The sequence below is a fragment of the Microbacterium sp. sgz311019 genome, from assembly GCF_056135325.1.
In genome coordinates, this window is record NZ_JBWAXO010000001.1 from 386,434 (window position 1) to 403,282 (window position 16,849).

Here is a 16,849-nt window from a genome sequence, read left to right on the forward strand (position 1 = left end):
AGGGCCCACGGCATGCAGAAGATACAGTCAGGGCAGAAGATACTCCGGTCGCGCGCGCGGCGGGGCGATCGTCAGAGCGCGGGTGCGTCGACAGCCCCGCCGAACCGGCGGTCGCGGTCGAGGTACAGCTGGATGGCGCTCCACAGCTCCCCACGCGTGAAGTCCGGCCACAGCGTGTCGAGGAACACGAACTCGGCGTATGCCGACTCCCAGAGCAAGAAGTTCGATGTCCGCTGCTCGCCGCTCGAACGCACGAACAGGTCGACGTCCGGCATGTCGGACACATAGAGGTTGCGCCGGATGAGCTTCTCGGTGATCGCGGACGGCTTCAGCCGGCCCGCCGCGATCTCCTCGCCGAGCGAGCGCATGGCATCGACGAGCTCGACGCGGCCGCCGTAGTTGACGCACATCGTGAGGGTGAGGCCCGTGTTGTGGCGCGTGAGCTGCTCGGCGATCTGCAGCTCCTTGACGACCGAGCCCCAGAGGCGCGGCTTGCGCCCGGCCCACCGGACCCGAACATTCCACTCGTTGAGCTGGTCGCGGCGTCGGCGCAGCACATCCCGGTTGAACCCCATGAGGAACCGCACCTCGTCGGGAGAGCGCGCCCAGTTCTCCGTCGAGAACGCGTACAGCGACAGGTGGGTGACACCGGCCTGGATCGCGCCGGCGACCACGTCGAGGATGACCTCCTCCCCCGCCTTGTGGCCCTCGATGCGTGAGAGCCCGCGGCGGTTCGCCCAGCGACCGTTGCCATCCATGACGATCGCGACGTGTCCGGGCACGGAGCCCTTGGGGAAGCTCGGCGGAGAGACCCCCGTCCAGTCGAGGGGGCGATACGGAGCCGCCTCCTTGCTGGTGAACGGTTTCGGGGTCATCCCGCCTCCACGTGCTCGAGCGAACGGATGCCGCGCTCCAGATGCCACTGGACGTAGGCGGCGATCATGCCGGATGCCGCCGCGGTCGCCTGCTCGGGCGCCGCCTCCACCACATCCCACTCCCCGGAGAGCAGCGCGCGCATGACCGCTCCCGCCTCCGGGGTAACGCGGGCCGAACCCGCGGGCGCGCAGTCCCGGCACACGATGCCGCCGAGCTGCGCGACGAACCACTCGTGCGGACCGGTCTTGCCGCAGCGTGCGCAATCCTCGAGCCCCGGCGCCCAGCCGGACAGCGCCATCGCGCGCAGAAGGTACGAATCGAGGATGCTGCGGGCGGCATGCTCACCGCGCGCGAGCGCGCGCAGGCCGCCGACGAGCAGAAGATACTGCTGCGGCGTCGCCTCGGCCTCGTTCAGACGGTCGGCCGCCTCGACCATGGCGCTCGCGGATGTGAAGCGGTCGTAGTGCGCCGCGATCTCGGCGCCGTACGAGCCGAGCGATTCGGCCTGCTGCACGATGTCGAGCGAGCGTCCCACGTAGAGCTGGACATCGGCCACCATGAACGGCTCCAGACGCGCGCCGAATCGCGACGTCGTGCGGCGCACGCCCTTGGCGACCGCGCGCACCTTGCCGTGGGTGCGGCTCAGCATCGTCACGATGCGATCCGCCTCGCCGAGCTTGTGCGTGCGCAGCACGACGATCTCGTCACGGTAGGTGGGCACACATCGATTATCCCGGGCGGGCAGGACAATGGAGGCGTGAACGAGCCGACATTCGTCATCCCGCTGTGGGCGGATCTTCTCGGTGTGGGACTCGGAGGACTCCAGGGGGCACTGTTCGCGTCCGGCTTCCGCGGACAGCGCCGCCTCGACTTCCTCGGGGTCGCGATCATCGGCATCATGGTCGGGATGGGCGGCGGTCTCATCCGCGACCTCCTGCTGACCGTGCGGCCCGCCTCCCTGCAGAGCAACTGGTACCTGCTCACAGCGACCGGCGCAGCGCTGGCGGGCATGCTGCTGGCGGGGGTGTTCCAGCGTCTCAATGCGGCGATCATCGCGCTCGACGCGGTCGTCATCGGCCTGTTCGGCGCCTTCGGCACCAGCAAGGCTCTGAGCCTCGGCCTCCCCGTGGTGCCCGCCGTGTTCGTCGGCGTCTGCGCGGCCGTCGGCGGCGGTGTGCTCCGCGACATCCTGGTCGGGCTCCCCGTCGCGATCATGCACGTCGGCTCGCTCTACGCGGTGGCGGCAGGCGGCGGCTGCATCGTCCTCACTGTGCTGCACGAGCTCGGGGCGACACCGGTGGTCGCCGCGATCGCCGGGGTCTCGGTCACCACCGTCGTGCGGCTCCTCGCGGTGATCTTCGACCTGTCGCTGCCCGAGCAGCGCATGCTCTACCGCCGCAAGGTGGCGGTAGAGACGAGCGCCATCCCGATCGTCAAGCCCCCGAAGGAGTGAGCGGAGCCGCCGCGGCCCACGACCGCGGCGGAACCTCCTGACCTTCAGACGGCGGCGAGCTCCTGCGCGGCACCGCGGCGGGCACGGATGGCACGGTTGACGGCCGAGACCACAGCCTTCAGCGACGCCGTCGAGATGTCACCGTCGATGCCGACACCCCACAGGCGATCGCCGTCCACCTGCAGCTCGACGTAGGCCGCGGCCTGCGCGTCGCCGCCGCTGGAGAGCGTGTGCTCGACGTAGTCGTACAGCGCGATGTCGAAGCCGCGCCCGCGGACGATCTCCAGGAACGCCGCGATCGGTCCGTTGCCGTTCCCCGTCGTCTCGATCCGCTCGTCGTCGTCGCGCAGCGCGACGTCGAGGCGCACATCGCCGGTCATGTCGCTCTGCGTGCGCGTGGACAGCAACTCGAAGCGGCCCCATCGATCTGCCGGGTTCGCGGACGGCAGGTACTCGTCCTGGAAGACGGCCCAGATCTGGTCGCTCGTGACCTCGCCGCCCTCGGCATCCGTCTTCGCCTGCACGACGCCCGAGAACTCGATCTGCAGCCTGCGCGGCAGGTCGAGCGCGTGGTCGGTCTTCAGCAGGTAGGAGACCCCGCCCTTGCCCGACTGCGAGTTCACGCGGATGACCGCCTCGTAGGAGCGGCCCAGATCCTTCGGGTCGATGGGCAGGTACGGCACGGCCCACTCGATGTCGTCGACGGTGACGCCGGCCGCCTCGGCACGCGCCTCCATCGCCTCGAAGCCCTTCTTGATGGCGTCCTGATGCGAGCCGCTGAACGCGGTGAAGACCAGGTCGCCGCCCCACGGGCTGCGCTCGGGCACCGGCAGCTGGTTGCAGTACTCGACCGTGCGCTTGATCTGGTCGATGTCGCTGAAGTCGATCTGCGGGTCGATGCCCTGCGTGAACAGGTTGACGCCCAGGGTCACCAGATCCACGTTGCCGGTTCGCTCGCCATTGCCGAACAGGCATCCCTCGATGCGGTCCGCCCCGGCCAGGTAGCCCAGCTCGGCGGCCGCGACTGCCGTGCCGCGGTCGTTGTGCGGATGCAGCGACAGGATGACGTTCTCGCGGTGGGCGAGGTGCCGGTTCATCCACTCGATCGAGTCGGCGTAGACGTTCGGCGTCGCCATCTCGACAGTGGCGGGCAGGTTGATGATGACCTTGCGGTCGGGGGTCGGCTCGAAGACGTCCAGCACCTGGTTGCACACGTCGACGGCGAATTCGAGCTCGGTGCCCGTGTAGCTCTCCGGCGAGTACTCGTAGTACACCTGCGTCTCGGGGATCCGCTTCTCGAACTGGCGACACAGGCGGGCGCCCTCGACGGCGATGTCGATGATGCCCTGCTTGTCGGTGCGGAAGACCACCTCGCGCTGCAGGATGCTCGTCGAGTTGTACAGGTGCACGATGGCCTTCGCGGCACCGGCGATCGCCTCGTAGGTGCGCGCGATCAGGTGCTCGCGCGACTGCGTCAGCACCTGGATGGTCACGTCCTCCGGGATCAGGTCGTCCTCGATCAGCTGGCGCACGAAGTCGAAGTCCGTCTGGCTCGCCGAGGGGAACCCGACCTCGATCTCCTTGTAGCCCATGCTCACCAGCAGGTCGAACATGATGCGCTTGCGCTCGGGGCTCATCGGGTCGATGAGCGCCTGGTTCCCGTCGCGCAGGTCGACGGCGCACCAGCGCGGCGCGGTGGTGATGCGCTTCGTCGGCCACGTGCGGTCGGGCAGCTCGACGCGGATCTGCTCGTGGAACGGCCGGTACTTGTGGATCGGCATGCCCGAGGGCTTCTGGGTGTTGTCCATGATGTCGCTTTTCTCTCGTCAGATGAGGCGGGCCAACACCGAGCTCCGCGACGAGGAAGGCCCTTAGATCGAGGCCTCGTCGCGGCAGCTAAGAAGGAGCTGGCCGAAGCGCATGCACTGATCGTAGCAGGATGCTCAGATCGGAAGCGACCCGCCCGGATATCGGGGGCATAATGCGCAGCCCGACAACACCCGTCAGAAGCCCAGCCGTCCGAGCTGCTTCGGGTCGCGCTGCCATTCCTTCGCCACCTTCACGTGAAGCGACAGGAAGACGCGCGAGTCGATGAGCGGCTCGATACCGGCCCGGGCGCGGGCCCCGACATCCTTCAGTCGAGAGCCCTTCCTGCCGATGATGATGGCCTTCTGGCTGTCGCGCTCCACGACGATATCGGCGTACACATCGGTGAGGTCGCTGTCCTCGCGCTCCGACACCTCCCTCACGACGACGGCGATGGAGTGCGGCAGCTCGTCGCGGACGCCCTCGAGAGCAGCCTCCCGGATGATCTCGGCGATGCGGTCCTCGGTCGTCTCGTCGGTCACGACCCCCTCGGGGTAGAGCGCGGGTCCCACGGGCATGAGCGCGAGCAGCTCGTCGGTCAGCACGTCGAGCTGATCGTTCGTGAGCGCAGAGAGCGGGATGACGGCAGCCCAGTCGTCGCGCAGCTTGTCGACCTCGATCAGCCTCTCGGTGATCTGATCGCGCGCCGCCGCATCCGTCTTCGTCACGATCGCGACCTTCTTCGCACGCGGATACCCGGTCAGCGACTCGGCGATGCGCCGGTCGCCGGGCCCGACCTTCTCGGTCGCCGGCGCGCAGAACGCGATGACGTCGACGTCGCCGAGCACCTGCTCGACGAGGTCGTTGAGCCGCTGCCCGAGAAGCGTGCGCGGCCGGTGGAGCCCCGGGGTGTCCACGATGACGAGCTGACCGGACGGGCGGTTCAGGATGCCGCGGATGGCACGTCGCGTGGTTTGCGGCTTGTCGCTCGTGATGGCGACCTTCTCGCCCACGAGCGCATTGGTGAGAGTGGACTTGCCGACGTTCGGCCGGCCCACGAACGTCACGAAGCCGGAGCGGAAGTTCTCGTCAGTCATGTGTGTCATCCTTCTTCGGCGTGTTGATCTCTCCCGAGCGCGGATGCCGGTCGGCCGCCGCTCTCTCGACGAACACCGTGGCGATGCCGCGGCCGCGGCCGCGCGACGCCCCTCCCGTGAGCATCAGCCCATAGGCCTCGGCGGAGGCGCCGGTCTGCGGGACGCGGCCCAGCGCCTTGCCGAGCAGCCCGCCGATCGAGTCCACGTCCTCGTCGTCGAGGTCGAGTCCGAACAGCTCGCCGACCTCGTCGAGAGGCAGGCGCGCGCTCACACGATAGCGGCCAGGCTCCAGCCTCACGACCTCGCGCAGGCGGGGATCGTACTCATCCGAGATCTCGCCCACGAGTTCCTCGATGAGGTCCTCGAGGGTGACGAGCCCGGCGATCCCGCCGTACTCGTCCACGACGATGCACACGTGCACCGCCTCGCGCTTCATCTGCTGCAGCAGGGTCTCCGCCCGCATCGACTCCGGCACGAACACCGGCGGCCGGGCGATCGGCGCGATCGGCGCGTCCCGCCATCCGGTCTCGTCGCGGAAGCCGAACTGCACGAGATCCTTCAGGTACAGCACGCCCACGATGTCGTCGGCGTCGACGACGGGCATGCGGGACACGCCGCGCTCGAGGAAGAGCGCCATCGCCTCGCGGGTGCGGGCCGCGGCATCCACCGTCACCATGTCGGTGCGCGGCACCATGACCGCCCGAACGTAGGTGTCGGTGAAGTCGAAGACCGAGTGGATGAGCTCGCGATCGTCCTCCTCGATGAGGTCGTTCGAGGCGGCCTCGTCCACCATGCTGAGCAGCTGCTCCTCCGTCGTGAAGGAGTCGCTGCGGCCACCGGGCGAGACGCGGGAGCCGAGGGCGACGAGTCCGTGCGCGAGCGGACCGAGGATGACGCGGACGGCGCGGATGACGGGGGCGGTCGCCCGCAGCAGCGCCTTGGCGTGCCGCCGGCCGGTCTGCCGGGGGCTTGCGCCGACGACGACGAACGAGGTGCCGGTCATGAGCACGACGGCGGCGAGCATCGCCCACCAGATGCTGTCGAACAGCAGCATGAACGCGACCGTCACGAGCACCGCGGCCGCGGTCTCGACGAACACGCGCATGAAGACGACCGCGTTGACGTGCGCCGGCGTGTCCTCGGCGATGCGCCGCAGGGACTCCGCATTGCGCGTGCCGTCGTCGGCGAGGTCGAGCATGTCCTGGCGGGACGTCACACCGAGGGCCGCGTCATCCGCCGCCATGAGACCGCCGAAGGCGACGAGAGCGAGTGCGGCGAGGAGGAGGAGGGCCGCGGTCATGCGCGCGGCCGGCGACGCTCCGCGGCCTGGAATCCCGAGATCAGCTCGCCCTGGAGACCGAACATCTCACGCTTCTCGTCCGGCTCGGCGTGGTCGTAGCCGAGCAGATGGAGCAGCCCGTGGGTCGTCAGCAGGACGAGTTCGTCGAGGGTCGTGTGCTTCGCGGCCGCCGCCTGCGTCTCGGCGACCTGCGGGCACAGCACGATGTCGCCGAGGAGCCCGGGCGGCGTCGGCGTGTCCTCGGTGCCCGGCCGCAGCTCGTCCATCGGGAAGCTCAGAACGTCGGTGGGCCCCGGCTCGTCCATCCACTGCACGTGGAGGGCCTCCATCGCGCCCTCGTCCACGAGCAGGATCGCGAGGTCGGCGTCGGGGCTCACGTGCAGCTGGGCGAGGTCGTATTCCATCAGCCGCAGCAGCACGGTCTCGTCGACCTCGTAGCCAGACTCATTGGTGATCTCGATGGTCATCGGCGTGGCCTTCCGGGCAGGTGATCGCGCGGGCCGGCCCCGCCCTGGTTTCGAGCATGCTGGGTGCTGCGACGCTCGGCGCGGTTGGCGAACTCCGTCGCCTCGTCGCGCTCGCGCCGCGCGGCCAGCCGGCTCTCGTCGAACTCCGTATAGGCGTCGACGATGCGGCCGACGAGGTTGTGGCGCACGACGTCCTGGCTCGTCAGGTACGAGAAGAAGATGTCGTCGATGTCCTTGAGCACGCGCGTCACGAGCCGCAGCCCGGAGGCGCCCTGCGGCAGGTCGATCTGCGTGATGTCGCCGGTGACGACCATCCGCGTGCCGAAGCCGAGTCGCGTGAGGAACATCTTCATCTGCTCGGGCGTCGTGTTCTGCGCCTCATCGAGCACCACGAACGAGTCGTTGAGCGTGCGACCACGCATGTACGCCAGGGGCGCGACCTCGATGGTCCCCGTCGCCATGAGCTTCGGGACCAGCTCGGGGTCCATCATCTCGTTGAGGGCATCGTAGAGCGGCCGCAGGTAGGGGTCGATCTTGTCGTTGAGGGTGCCGGGGAGGAACCCGAGCCGCTCGCCCGCCTCGATCGCGGGGCGGCTCAGGATGATGCGGCTGACCTCCTTGCGCTGCAGCGCCTGCACGGCCTTCGCCATCGCGAGGTAGGTCTTTCCGGTTCCCGCCGGACCGATGCCGAACACGACGGTGTTCTCGTCGATGGCGTCGACGTACGACTTCTGGCCGACGGTCTTCGGACGGATCACCTTGCCCCGCGACGCGAGGATCGCCTCGCCGAGGACGTCGGAGGGCCGCGACCCGCTGTCGGACTGCAGGATGCGGCTGGAGGAGACGACGTCGACCGGATCCAGGCCCTGACCGGCGCGCGCCATCGAGATCAGCTCCTCGACGAGGGCCTGCGCGGTCGCGACGGCCGCCGCATCCCCGCGCAGCGTGATCTCGTTGCCGCGCACGTGGACATCGACATCCGGATGCTCGCGCTCGACGACTCGGAGGAGGCGGTCCTGGGGGCCGAGCAGCTGGACCATCGCCACGCCGTCGGCGTAGACGTGCGCGACGGCAGGGGTGGAATCGTCGGACGTGTCAGGCACCGAGCCCCGCTTCGTGGAGGTCGCCCGCGAGCACGTGGGCATGGACGTGGTAGATCGTCTGGCCGGCACGCGCGCCGGTGTTGAACACGAGGCGGAAGTCGCCTCCGTCGTGATCGGCAGCGGCCTTCTTCGCCACGGAGACCACCTCGGCGAGCAGCGCCGGGTCGCCTGCGGCGAGCTCGACCACGTCGCGGTACTTCGGCGTCTTCGGGATGACGAGGAAGTGGAGGGGCGCCTGCGGCGCGATGTCGCGGATGACGAAGACATTGTCGGTCTGCGCGATGATGTCGGACGGGATCTCGCCCGCGAGGATGCGCGTGAAGATCGACGGTTCTGTCATGCGGTCAAGTCTATCCGCGGCCTTGAGACAGGCTCCGGGATCGCCGAGCCGTCACCACCGGCCGAGGCGCGCGCTCACGACGGCGAGCGCGGCGGGTCCGGCGGTCGAGGTGCGCAGCACGGTGTCGCCGAGCCGCACCAGCGTCGCGCCGGCATGTTCGAGGGTGGCGAGCTCCGCCGGCGAGATCCCGCCCTCCGGCCCGACGACGAGCACCACGTCGGCCTCGCGCGGCAGGTCGGCGGCGCTCAGGGCGTCCTCCGCCGTCGGCTCCAGTACGAGGACGGTCGCACCGCCGCGGGCGCGCTCGACGAGGTCGGTCGTCGACGCGAGCGGCGCCACGACAGGCACCCATGCCCGATGCGCCTGCTTCGACGCCTCGCGCACGATCGTCTCCCACCTCGCGCGGCCCTTGGCCGCCTTGGCCACATCCCATCGCGAGATCGAGCGTTCGGCCTGCCAGGGCACGATCTCGTCCACGCCGAGCTCCGTCGCCGCCTGCACAGCAAGCTCGTCGCGGTCGCTCTTCGCGAGCGCCTGGACGAGAAGGATGCGGGGCGCCGGCGGCTGCACGTCGCGCCGGGCGGTCACCCGCACCACCACCTGCGCGGGCTGCACCGACTCGACGACGCCGGTCAGCCACACGCCGCGGCCGTCGCCGACCGTCACCGTCTCCTCGACGCGGACGCGGCGGACGGCTGCGGCATGATGCGCCTCCGGGCCCGTGAGCATCACGGCGTCTCCCACGCCCACGTCGAGGGGCTCGTCCCGCGGAGCGCCCGCGGCTCCGGTCAGCAGGAAATGCAGGGCCACCGGCTCAGCCGTTCCGGAAGCGGTCGCGCAGCTTGGCGAACAGGCCCTGATGGAACTGCGCGAGCTGCGGCCCGGGGGCCTTCGTCCGCTTCTTGAAGTCCTCGATGAGCGCGCGCTCCTTGCCGTCGAGACGGGTCGGTGTGATGACGTGCACCCCGACCCGCAGGTCGCCGCGCTGGGAGCCGCGCAGCGGCGTGATGCCGCGGCCCTTGATCGTCAGCACGTCGCCGCTCTGCACGCCGGGGCGGATCTCGAGGTCGACCGGGCCGTCGAGGGACTGGATCGTCGTCTCGGCGCCGAGGATCGCGTCGGGCATCGACACCTCGAGGGTGGCCAGGATGTCGTCGCCCTCGCGGCTGAACACCTCGTCGTGGGCGACGGACACCTCGATGTAGAGGTCGCCGTTGGGGCCGCCGCCGGGGCCGACCTCGCCGGAGCCGGGAAGCTGAAGCCGCAGGCCCGTCTCGACGCCGGCGGGGATGTCGACGGACACCGTGCGACGCGCACGGACGCGGCCCTGGCCCTGGCAGGTGGCGCACGGGTACGGGATCGTCGTGCCGTAACCCTGGCAGACGTTGCACGGCTGGGTCGTCACGACATTGCCGAGAAGGCTCCGCACGGTCTGTCGGATGTGCCCCGTCCCCTGGCAGATGTCGCAGGTGACCGGCGACGTCCCCGGCTGGCAGCAGGAGCCTTCGCACGTGTCGCACAGGACGGCGGTGTCGACCTCGATCTCGCGATGCACGCCGAACACGACGTCGCGGAGCTCCATGGTGACGCGCACGAGCGCGTCCTGTCCGCGCTCCCGGCGAGAGCGCGGCCGAGCGCCGCGGCCACCGCCCGCGGCCGCGCCGAAGAACGTCTCGAAGATGTCGCCGAACCCGCCGAAGCCTCCGGCTCCGCCGCCGAACGGCTGGTCGCCGCCCATGTCGTAGCGCCGGCGCTGCTCCGGGTCGCTCAGCACGTCGTACGCGTGCGTGACGAGCTTGAAGCGCTCTTCGGCCTCGGCCCCGGGGTTCACGTCGGGGTGCAGCTCGCGCGCGAGCCGGCGGTACGCCTTCTTGATCTCGTCGGGTGAGGCGTCGCGCGAGACGCCGAGGACCTCGTAATGGTCAGCCACAATCGCCTTCCTGCCGCGTCGGGGCGCGGTTCGTTCGGGTGGAGCGGTTCAGCGGGCGAGCTCGTCGTCTTCGAGCAGCCGGCTGAGGTAGCGCGCGACGGCGCGGACCGCCGCGAGGTTGGTGGGATAGTCCATGCGCGTCGGCCCCAGCACGCCGACGCGGGCCAGTCCGGCCGCATCGTATTCGCCGGGCGCGTAGTCGCTCGTGACGACGGATGCCTCGGCCAGGCCGAAGGCCGCGTTCTCGCGGCCGATGCTCGCCGACAGCCCATGCTCGTCGGCGACCATCTCGCTCATGAGCCTCAGCAGCGTCACCTGCTCCTCGATCGCCTCCAGGAGCGGATAGATGCTGCCGCGGAAGTCGTCCTCGCGTCGGGCGAGGTTCGCCGCTCCGGCCATGACGAGCCGGTCCTGACGGAACTCGTCGAGCTCCTCTCCCACCATCCGCAGGAGCGCCGTCGCGATCGGATCCGACGCCGGTCTGGCTTGCTCGGCCGCCAGCGCCTCGGCCACCCGCTGCGCACCCTCGCCCACGCGGCGTCCCGTGACGAGGGCCGCGAGCTGCGCGCGCAGGCGCGAGGCATCCATCTCGCTGAGATCCTCGCGGAACGCCGCCATCCGCTGCGAGACGCGACCCGTGTCGGTCACGAGGATGACGACGACCCGGCCCCCGCCCAGACCCACGAGCTCGACGTGCGAGACCGCGGCGCGGGCGAAGGACGGGTACTGAACGAGCGCGACCTGGCCGGTGAGCCGTGTCAGCGCGCGCACCGTGCGCACGAGCACGTCGTCGAGGTCGTCGCCCGGTCCGTCGAGGAAGGAGGCGATGGCCTGCCGCTGTGCGGGCGAGAGCGGGCGAAGCTCGGCCAGATGGTCGACGAAGACGCGGTACCCCTTGTCGGTCGGCACCCGTCCGGAGGACGTGTGCGGCGCGACGATGAGCTGTTCGTCCTCGAGCTGGGCCATGTCGTTGCGGATCGTCGCCGCGGACACACCGAAGGCATGGCGATCGACGATCGTCTTGCTGCCGACCGGCTCGCGCGTCTCGACGTAGTCCTCGACGATGGCGCGCAGCACCTGAAGTCCCCGCTCGCTGACCATGCCCACCTCCTCCGTCCACGTCTGGCACTCGGATCTGCAGAGTGCCAATTCTACCCCGGCTCCACCCACTCACGACGTTGGCGGGCCTCTACGCTGAACAGCGTGAGCGACACGCATCCGTCGACGACGACGATCTCGATCAGCACCGGGACCCTGCGCGGCGCCGGGGACGACGGCATCCTGCGGTTCCTCGGCATCCCCTTCGCGGCACCGCCGTTCGGCGACCTGCGATTCGCGCGACCCGCCCCGCCCGCGTCGTGGGAGGGGGAGCGGGATGCGACCGCCTTCGGTCCCACGGCACCGCAGGACCCGTACCCCGCGGCTCTCGCCGAGCTGCTCGACTGCGTCGAGATCCCCGGGGAGGACATCCTGACGGCCAACGTCTGGACGCCGGCCGACGTCATCGGCATGGGCATGGGTCTGCCGGTCATGGTGTGGTTCCACGGGGGCGCGCTCGAGCGCGGAACCCCGGCGCTCGACTCGTACGACGGGACGACGTTCGCCCGTGACGGCGTCGTGTTCGTGTCGATCGCGTACCGGCTCGGCTCGGAGGGCTTCTCGGTGCTCGAGGGAGCGTCGCTCAATCTCGGGCTCCAGGATGCGGCGGCAGGGCTCGACTGGGTGCACCGGGAGATCGCGGCCTTCGGCGGCGACCCGGACCGGATCACGATCGTCGGCGAGTCGGCCGGCGGCGCGATCGTGGCCGGGCTCCTCATGCGCAGCGAGAGCCGCGCGCTCGTACGCGGAGCGATCATCCAGAGCGGTCCGCTCGAGGCCGTCGCACCCGAGAAGGCGGGGCGCGTGACCCGCGAGCTCGCCCAGCGCCTCGGCATCCCGGCCACGCGCGACGCCTTCGCCGCCGTGACGCCGCGCGCCCTGCTCGAGGCACGGGCCGCGCAGTCCGCCGGATCGACGCCGCTGTCGGGCGCCCCGGGATTCGCGTTCGCGCTCGATCCCGAATCGCTGCCGGTCTCGCCCGACGTCGGTCTCGGACGTCTCAGCCTGCCGATCGTCATCGGCACGAACACGGACGAGTACCGGCTGTGGCTGCCGCCCGCAGCCCTCGCGAAGATCGGCAGGATGCAGGTGTTCCTGGCGCGGGCCGCGCTGCGCATCCCGCGGTCGACCGCCGCCGCCTACCGTCGTGAGCTTCCCGGCTCGACCCCCGGAGAGATCCTCGGGCAGATGGTGACGGACCGCCTGCTGCGTGCTCCGGCGATCCGCGCCGCGCAGACGCGAGCCGGACGCACCTACGTCTACGAGTTCGCATGGCCGAGCCCGGTGCGCGGCCTGCGGGCGGCGCACGCGATGGAGATCGGCTTCGTCTTCCATCGCGGTGGGACTCCCGATGCCCTTCGGATGGCGGGACCCGGCGCGCCGAAGGCGCTCGCGGACCGCATGCACGACGACTGGATCCGCTTCATCGAGACGCAGGATGCCGGCTGGCCCCCGTTCGACGACAGCCGGACCGTGCGGCGCTACGACACCGAGACGACAGACGTTCCGCTGCCGCGCGCACACGCGCTGGATGCGCTGATGCGCTGAGGCCGCATCCGCTATTCCGTCAGCGCGCGCACCACGGCGTCGGCGAGCAGGCGGCCCCGCAGCGTGAGCACGACGGTTCCGCGGACGGCCGCATGCCCGTCGATCAGCCCGTCCGCGATGAGGGAGGCGACGGCCCGGCGCCCCTCGCTCTGCAGCTCCGACACAGGCAGCCCCTCGCGGATGCGCGAGCGCAGCAGGACGGACTCGAGGGTGCGGGCCGCGGCATCCGGGCGCTCCCGTCCGGCCGCGGGAGACTCGCCGGCCGCGAGCCGCTGCGCGTAGGCCGCGGGGTGCTTGACGTTCCACCAGCGCAGGCCGGCGACATGGCTGTGCGCACCGGGGCCGAAGCCCCACCAGTCGGCGCCGCGCCAGTACGCGAGGTTGTGCCGTGACCGCAGATCGGCGTCGCGCGCCCAGTTCGACACCTCGTACCAGTCGAAGCCGGCGGACTGGAGCCGCTCGTCGACGAGCTCGTACATGTCGGCCTGCAGGTCGTCGTCGGGCGCTGCGACCTCACCGCGGCGGATCTGCCGTGCGAGTTTCGTGCCGTCCTCGATGATGAGCGCATACGCCGAGACGTGGTCGGGCTCGAGTGCGATCGCGGTCTCCACCGAGTCGCGCCAGTCGCCGAGCGACTCCCCCGGGGTGCCGTAGATGAGGTCCACGCTCACCTGCAGCCCGGCTCGCCTCGCCGCAGCCACGGCGGTCCGAACGTTCGCGGGGTCGTGCGTGCGGTCGAGCGCCGCGAGCACATGCGGCACGGAGGACTGCATCCCCACCGACATGCGGGTGACGCCCGCCCCGGCCAGCTCGTCCGCCACGGCATCCGTCACGGTGTCGGGGTTCGCCTCGACCGTGACTTCCGCTCCGTCCACGATGCCGAAGGCGTCGCGGACGCCGGCGAGCATCCGGGCGAGATCGCCGGCAGGCAGGAGCGTGGGGGTGCCGCCGCCGAAGAAGACGGTGGATGCCGGTCGCAGGGCGCCCGCATCCCTCATCGCTCCGCGTGCCAGCTCGACCTCCCGCAGGAGCGTGTCGGCGTACTGATCCTGGCGGGCGCCGCGAAGCTCGTCCGAGGTGTACGTGTTGAAGTCGCAGTACCCGCAGCGCACACGGCAGAACGGCACGTGCAGGTACACGCCGAAGTCGACGGCAGGGTCGACGGGAAGGTCGTCGGGCAGCGCGCCGTCCGCCGGAGCCGGATCGCCGATCGGAAGGGCGGAGCCCATCAGGCGGGCGTCGTGTAGAGCGGCGAGATCGCGCGCAGATACCGCTGGAACAGCGCCCGGCGGCGGCGCTTCACGAGGCTGGGCATGAGCTTGTAGACGAAGGATGCCGGCGCGTCGAAGGCGCGGACGGTGAACCACACCTCATCGGTGTCGGTGCGCCAGTCGAGCATGAACGACTCCTCGCCGCTGACGACGGAGCCGTCGACCGTGCCGAGCGCGAAGCCGATGCGTCGCGGCTCCTCGACGACGAAGATGACGCGCAGCTCTGCGTCGGCCTTCAGGCCGTTGACGCGGCCGCGCACGTGGATCGTCTCGCCCGCGCTGACGTACGGGGTGCCGTCGGCGTCGAAGCGCTGATCGGCCTCGAACTTGGACGCGCCGATCGGCTTGCCCTCGTCATCGAAGCTCACACCCGTGTACATGGGACCTGCCGCCGGACGCACATCGGACACGGTGAGTCCGCCGTCGCGGAGCGCGCGCCAGGACAGCAGCGCCTCCCCCGCACTGTGGAAGCGGGCCTCGCCGCTGCCGATCCGCCACGACTCGTGGGCGGGGACGCTGCGCTCAGGCGGGTACTGCATCAGGTCCGATGCCTGCGTCGCCCCCACGGCCGCATAGTCCACCGTCTCGTCTCGGAAGGTCCCGCGCCGCATGATCTCCACCCTACCCAGACGCGCCTGACCGCTTCGTGAGAGGTCTCTTACGCTACTTCTTGCCTGTTTCGACGTCACCCGAGAGCGCGGCGATGAACGCCTCCTGGGGGACCTCGACGCGGCCGACCATCTTCATTCGCTTCTTGCCCTCCTTCTGCTTCTCGAGGAGCTTGCGCTTGCGGGTGATGTCGCCGCCGTAGCACTTCGCGAGGACGTCCTTGCGCATCGCGCGGATGTTCTCGCGGGCGATGATGCGCGCGCCGATGGCGGCCTGGATCGGCACCTCGAACTGCTGCCGAGGGATGAGCTTGCGCAGCCGCTCGGTCATCATCGTGCCGTAGGCGTACGCCTTGTCGCGGTGCACGATCGAGCTGAAGGCATCCACCTTGTCGCCCTGCAGGAGGATGTCGACCTTGACGAGGTCGGCCTCCTGGGTCCCGGCCGGCTCGTAGTCGAGGCTCGCATAGCCCTGCGTGCGCGACTTGAGCTGGTCGAAGAAGTCGAAGACGATCTCGCCGAGCGGCATGTTGTAGCGCAGCTCCACGCGCTCCTCGCTGAAGTACTCCATGCCGAGCAGCTGTCCGCGCCGGCCCTGGCAGAGCTCCATGACGGTTCCGACGTAGTCCTTCGGCAGGAGGATCGCGGCCTTGACGACAGGCTCGGACACCGTGGCGACGCGACCGTCCGGGTACTCGCTCGGGTTCGTCACCGTCACGTGCTCGCCGGTGTCGGTCGTGACCTCGTAGATGACGCTCGGAGCGGTCGTGATGAGATCGAGGCCGAACTCGCGTGCGAGGCGCTCGGTGATGATCTCGAGGTGCAGAAGGCCGAGGAAGCCGCAGCGGAATCCGAAGCCGAGCGCCACCGACGTCTCCGGCTCGTACTGGAGCGACGCATCCGAGAGCTTGAGCTTGTCGAGCGCCTCGCGCAGATCCCCGTAGTCGCTGCCGTCGATCGGATAGACGCCCGAGAAGACCATCGGCTTCGGGTCGGTGTACCCGGGGAGGGCGTCCTTCGCCGGCTTGCGCAGGTTCGTGATCGTGTCGCCGACCTTGGACTGGCGCACATCCTTCACGCCCGTGATCAGATAGCCGACCTCGCCGACGCCCAGGCCCCTCGTCGGCACCGGCTCCGGGCTCGACACACCGATCTCGAGGAGGTCGTGCGTGGCCCTCGTCGACATCATCTGGATGCGCTCGCGCGGCTCGAGCTTGCCGTCCACCATGCGAACGTAGGTGACGACGCCGCGGTACGAGTCGTAGACCGAGTCGAAGATCATGGCGCGCGCCGGGGCGTCCGCCTGGCCGGTGGGCGCCGGGATGTCGCGGATGATGCGGTCGAGCAGCTCCTCGACACCCTGGCCGGTCTTTCCCGACACCCGCAGCACGTCATCGGGGTCGCCCCCGATGAGGTTGGCGAGCTCCAGCGCGAACTTCTCCGGGTCCGCCGCGGGCAGGTCGATCTTGTTCAGCACCGGGATGACCGTGAGGTCGTTCTCGAGGGCCAGGTAGAGGTTGGCGAGCGTCTGCGCCTCGATGCCCTGCGCGGCATCCACCAGCAGGATCGCGCCCTCGCACGCGGCGAGACTCCGGCTCACCTCGTACGTGAAGTCGACGTGACCGGGGGTGTCGATCATGTTCAGCGCGAACGTGCCGTCCTGAGCCGACCACGGCATGCGGACGGCCTGCGACTTGATCGTGATGCCCCGCTCGCGCTCGATGTCCATGCGGTCGAGGTACTGAGCGCGCATATCGCGGTCGGCGACGACGCCGGTGATCTGCAGCATGCGATCGGCCAGCGTCGACTTTCCGTGGTCGATGTGGGCGATGATGCAGAAGTTGCGGATCAGCTCGGGCGGCGTGGCGGACGGCTCGAGGGGCTTCAGGGCGCGCGGTGACATGTCCTGAAGATTCTACGGGGCAAAGGAGCGGCGGCAGGATGCGGGGTCT

At 70.0% G+C, this 16,849-nt stretch carries 16 protein-coding genes; 2 read left to right on the forward strand and 14 right to left on the reverse strand.

Annotated features, from left to right (window positions below):
- Positions 1 to 71: 71 nt before the first annotated feature.
- Both AC0NZN_RS01835 and recO read right to left on the reverse strand, forming a co-directional pair.
- Positions 72 to 875, reverse strand: a complete 804-nt coding sequence (locus AC0NZN_RS01835; RefSeq protein ID WP_474590557.1) for an isoprenyl transferase — start codon at positions 873 to 875, stop codon at positions 72 to 74.
- Positions 872 to 1,597: a DNA repair protein RecO gene (gene recO / locus AC0NZN_RS01840; protein WP_474590558.1), complete on the reverse strand. Its 726-nt coding sequence runs from the start codon at positions 1,595 to 1,597 to the stop codon at positions 872 to 874. Before recO ends, AC0NZN_RS01835 begins: the two co-directional genes overlap by 4 nt.
- Before the next feature lie 36 nt (positions 1,598 to 1,633).
- Here recO and AC0NZN_RS01845 point away from each other — a divergent pair, with 36 nt between their 5' ends.
- Positions 1,634 to 2,329 (forward strand): trimeric intracellular cation channel family protein, encoded by a 696-nt coding sequence (locus AC0NZN_RS01845; RefSeq protein ID WP_474590559.1) that lies wholly within the window; start codon positions 1,634 to 1,636, stop codon positions 2,327 to 2,329.
- Positions 2,330 to 2,373: 44 nt separating this feature from the next.
- Here the strand turns inward: AC0NZN_RS01845 and leuA are convergent, their stop codons facing one another.
- From leuA to hrcA, 9 genes are all read right to left on the reverse strand, one after another.
- Positions 2,374 to 4,137: a 2-isopropylmalate synthase gene (gene leuA / locus AC0NZN_RS01850; protein WP_474590560.1), complete on the reverse strand. Its 1,764-nt coding sequence runs from the start codon at positions 4,135 to 4,137 to the stop codon at positions 2,374 to 2,376.
- A gap of 195 nt (positions 4,138 to 4,332) precedes the next feature.
- Positions 4,333 to 5,232: a GTPase Era gene (gene era / locus AC0NZN_RS01855; RefSeq protein ID WP_474590561.1), complete on the reverse strand. Its 900-nt coding sequence runs from the start codon at positions 5,230 to 5,232 to the stop codon at positions 4,333 to 4,335.
- On the reverse strand, positions 5,225 to 6,532 hold the full coding sequence (locus AC0NZN_RS01860; protein WP_474590562.1) for a hemolysin family protein: 1,308 nt from the start codon (positions 6,530 to 6,532) through the stop codon (positions 5,225 to 5,227). The genes era and AC0NZN_RS01860 overlap by 8 nt, the downstream gene beginning before the upstream one ends.
- Positions 6,529 to 6,999, reverse strand: coding sequence for an rRNA maturation RNase YbeY (ybeY, locus tag AC0NZN_RS01865; protein WP_474590563.1), 471 nt, complete (start codon positions 6,997 to 6,999; stop codon positions 6,529 to 6,531). Before ybeY ends, AC0NZN_RS01860 begins: the two co-directional genes overlap by 4 nt.
- Entirely contained in the window at positions 6,996 to 8,039 is a 1,044-nt protein-coding gene (locus AC0NZN_RS01870) for a PhoH family protein (protein ID WP_474590745.1), read from the reverse strand. Before AC0NZN_RS01870 ends, ybeY begins: the two co-directional genes overlap by 4 nt.
- Before the next feature lie 55 nt (positions 8,040 to 8,094).
- Positions 8,095 to 8,442 (reverse strand): HIT domain-containing protein, encoded by a 348-nt coding sequence (locus AC0NZN_RS01875; protein WP_474590564.1) that lies wholly within the window; start codon positions 8,440 to 8,442, stop codon positions 8,095 to 8,097.
- A gap of 51 nt (positions 8,443 to 8,493) precedes the next feature.
- The gene (locus tag AC0NZN_RS01880; protein ID WP_474590565.1) at positions 8,494 to 9,252 is read right to left on the reverse strand and encodes a 16S rRNA (uracil(1498)-N(3))-methyltransferase; all 759 of its coding nucleotides are present in this window, start codon (positions 9,250 to 9,252) and stop codon (positions 8,494 to 8,496) included.
- Positions 9,253 to 9,256: 4 nt separating this feature from the next.
- The gene (dnaJ, locus tag AC0NZN_RS01885; RefSeq protein WP_474590566.1) at positions 9,257 to 10,372 is read right to left on the reverse strand and encodes a molecular chaperone DnaJ; all 1,116 of its coding nucleotides are present in this window, start codon (positions 10,370 to 10,372) and stop codon (positions 9,257 to 9,259) included.
- A 48-nt stretch (positions 10,373 to 10,420) separates the two neighbouring features.
- Entirely contained in the window at positions 10,421 to 11,473 is a 1,053-nt protein-coding gene (gene hrcA, locus AC0NZN_RS01890) for a heat-inducible transcriptional repressor HrcA (RefSeq protein ID WP_474590567.1), read from the reverse strand.
- A 102-nt stretch (positions 11,474 to 11,575) separates the two neighbouring features.
- Here hrcA and AC0NZN_RS01895 point away from each other — a divergent pair, with 102 nt between their 5' ends.
- Positions 11,576 to 13,018 (forward strand): carboxylesterase/lipase family protein, encoded by a 1,443-nt coding sequence (locus AC0NZN_RS01895; RefSeq protein WP_474590568.1) that lies wholly within the window; start codon positions 11,576 to 11,578, stop codon positions 13,016 to 13,018.
- A gap of 11 nt (positions 13,019 to 13,029) precedes the next feature.
- Here the strand turns inward: AC0NZN_RS01895 and hemW are convergent, their stop codons facing one another.
- Genes hemW through lepA form a run of 3 tightly spaced genes read right to left on the reverse strand, consistent with a single transcriptional unit; the run spans position 13,030 to position 16,800 of the window.
- Complete coding sequence (hemW, locus tag AC0NZN_RS01900; RefSeq protein ID WP_474590569.1) at positions 13,030 to 14,247, reverse strand: radical SAM family heme chaperone HemW; 1,218 nt, start codon at positions 14,245 to 14,247, stop codon at positions 13,030 to 13,032.
- Positions 14,247 to 14,900: a DUF1990 family protein gene (locus AC0NZN_RS01905; protein ID WP_474590570.1), complete on the reverse strand. Its 654-nt coding sequence runs from the start codon at positions 14,898 to 14,900 to the stop codon at positions 14,247 to 14,249. The genes hemW and AC0NZN_RS01905 overlap by 1 nt, the downstream gene beginning before the upstream one ends.
- Before the next feature lie 52 nt (positions 14,901 to 14,952).
- Positions 14,953 to 16,800 (reverse strand): translation elongation factor 4, encoded by a 1,848-nt coding sequence (gene lepA, locus AC0NZN_RS01910; protein WP_474590571.1) that lies wholly within the window; start codon positions 16,798 to 16,800, stop codon positions 14,953 to 14,955.
- Positions 16,801 to 16,849: the final 49 nt, after the last annotated feature.

Bases quoted from the DNA above. Each gene is read 5' to 3' on its own strand.
- AC0NZN_RS01835 (WP_474590557.1), bottom strand. From the start codon at position 875: ATGACCCCGAAACCGTTCACCAGCAAGGAGGCGGCTCCGTATCGCCCC.
- leuA (WP_474590560.1), bottom strand. From the start codon at position 4,137: ATGGACAACACCCAGAAGCCCTCGGGCATGCCGATCCACAAGTACCGG.
- era (WP_474590561.1), bottom strand. From the start codon at position 5,232: ATGACTGACGAGAACTTCCGCTCCGGCTTCGTGACGTTCGTGGGCCGG.
- AC0NZN_RS01860 (WP_474590562.1), bottom strand. From the start codon at position 6,532: ATGACCGCGGCCCTCCTCCTCCTCGCCGCACTCGCTCTCGTCGCCTTC.
- ybeY (WP_474590563.1), bottom strand. From the start codon at position 6,999: ATGACCATCGAGATCACCAATGAGTCTGGCTACGAGGTCGACGAGACC.
- AC0NZN_RS01870 (WP_474590745.1), bottom strand. From the start codon at position 8,039: ATGGTCCAGCTGCTCGGCCCCCAGGACCGCCTCCTCCGAGTCGTCGAG.
- AC0NZN_RS01875 (WP_474590564.1), bottom strand. From the start codon at position 8,442: ATGACAGAACCGTCGATCTTCACGCGCATCCTCGCGGGCGAGATCCCG.
- hrcA (WP_474590567.1), bottom strand. From the start codon at position 11,473: ATGGTCAGCGAGCGGGGACTTCAGGTGCTGCGCGCCATCGTCGAGGAC.
- hemW (WP_474590569.1), bottom strand. From the start codon at position 14,247: ATGGGCTCCGCCCTTCCGATCGGCGATCCGGCTCCGGCGGACGGCGCG.
- AC0NZN_RS01905 (WP_474590570.1), bottom strand. From the start codon at position 14,900: ATGCGGCGCGGGACCTTCCGAGACGAGACGGTGGACTATGCGGCCGTG.
- lepA (WP_474590571.1), bottom strand. From the start codon at position 16,800: ATGTCACCGCGCGCCCTGAAGCCCCTCGAGCCGTCCGCCACGCCGCCC.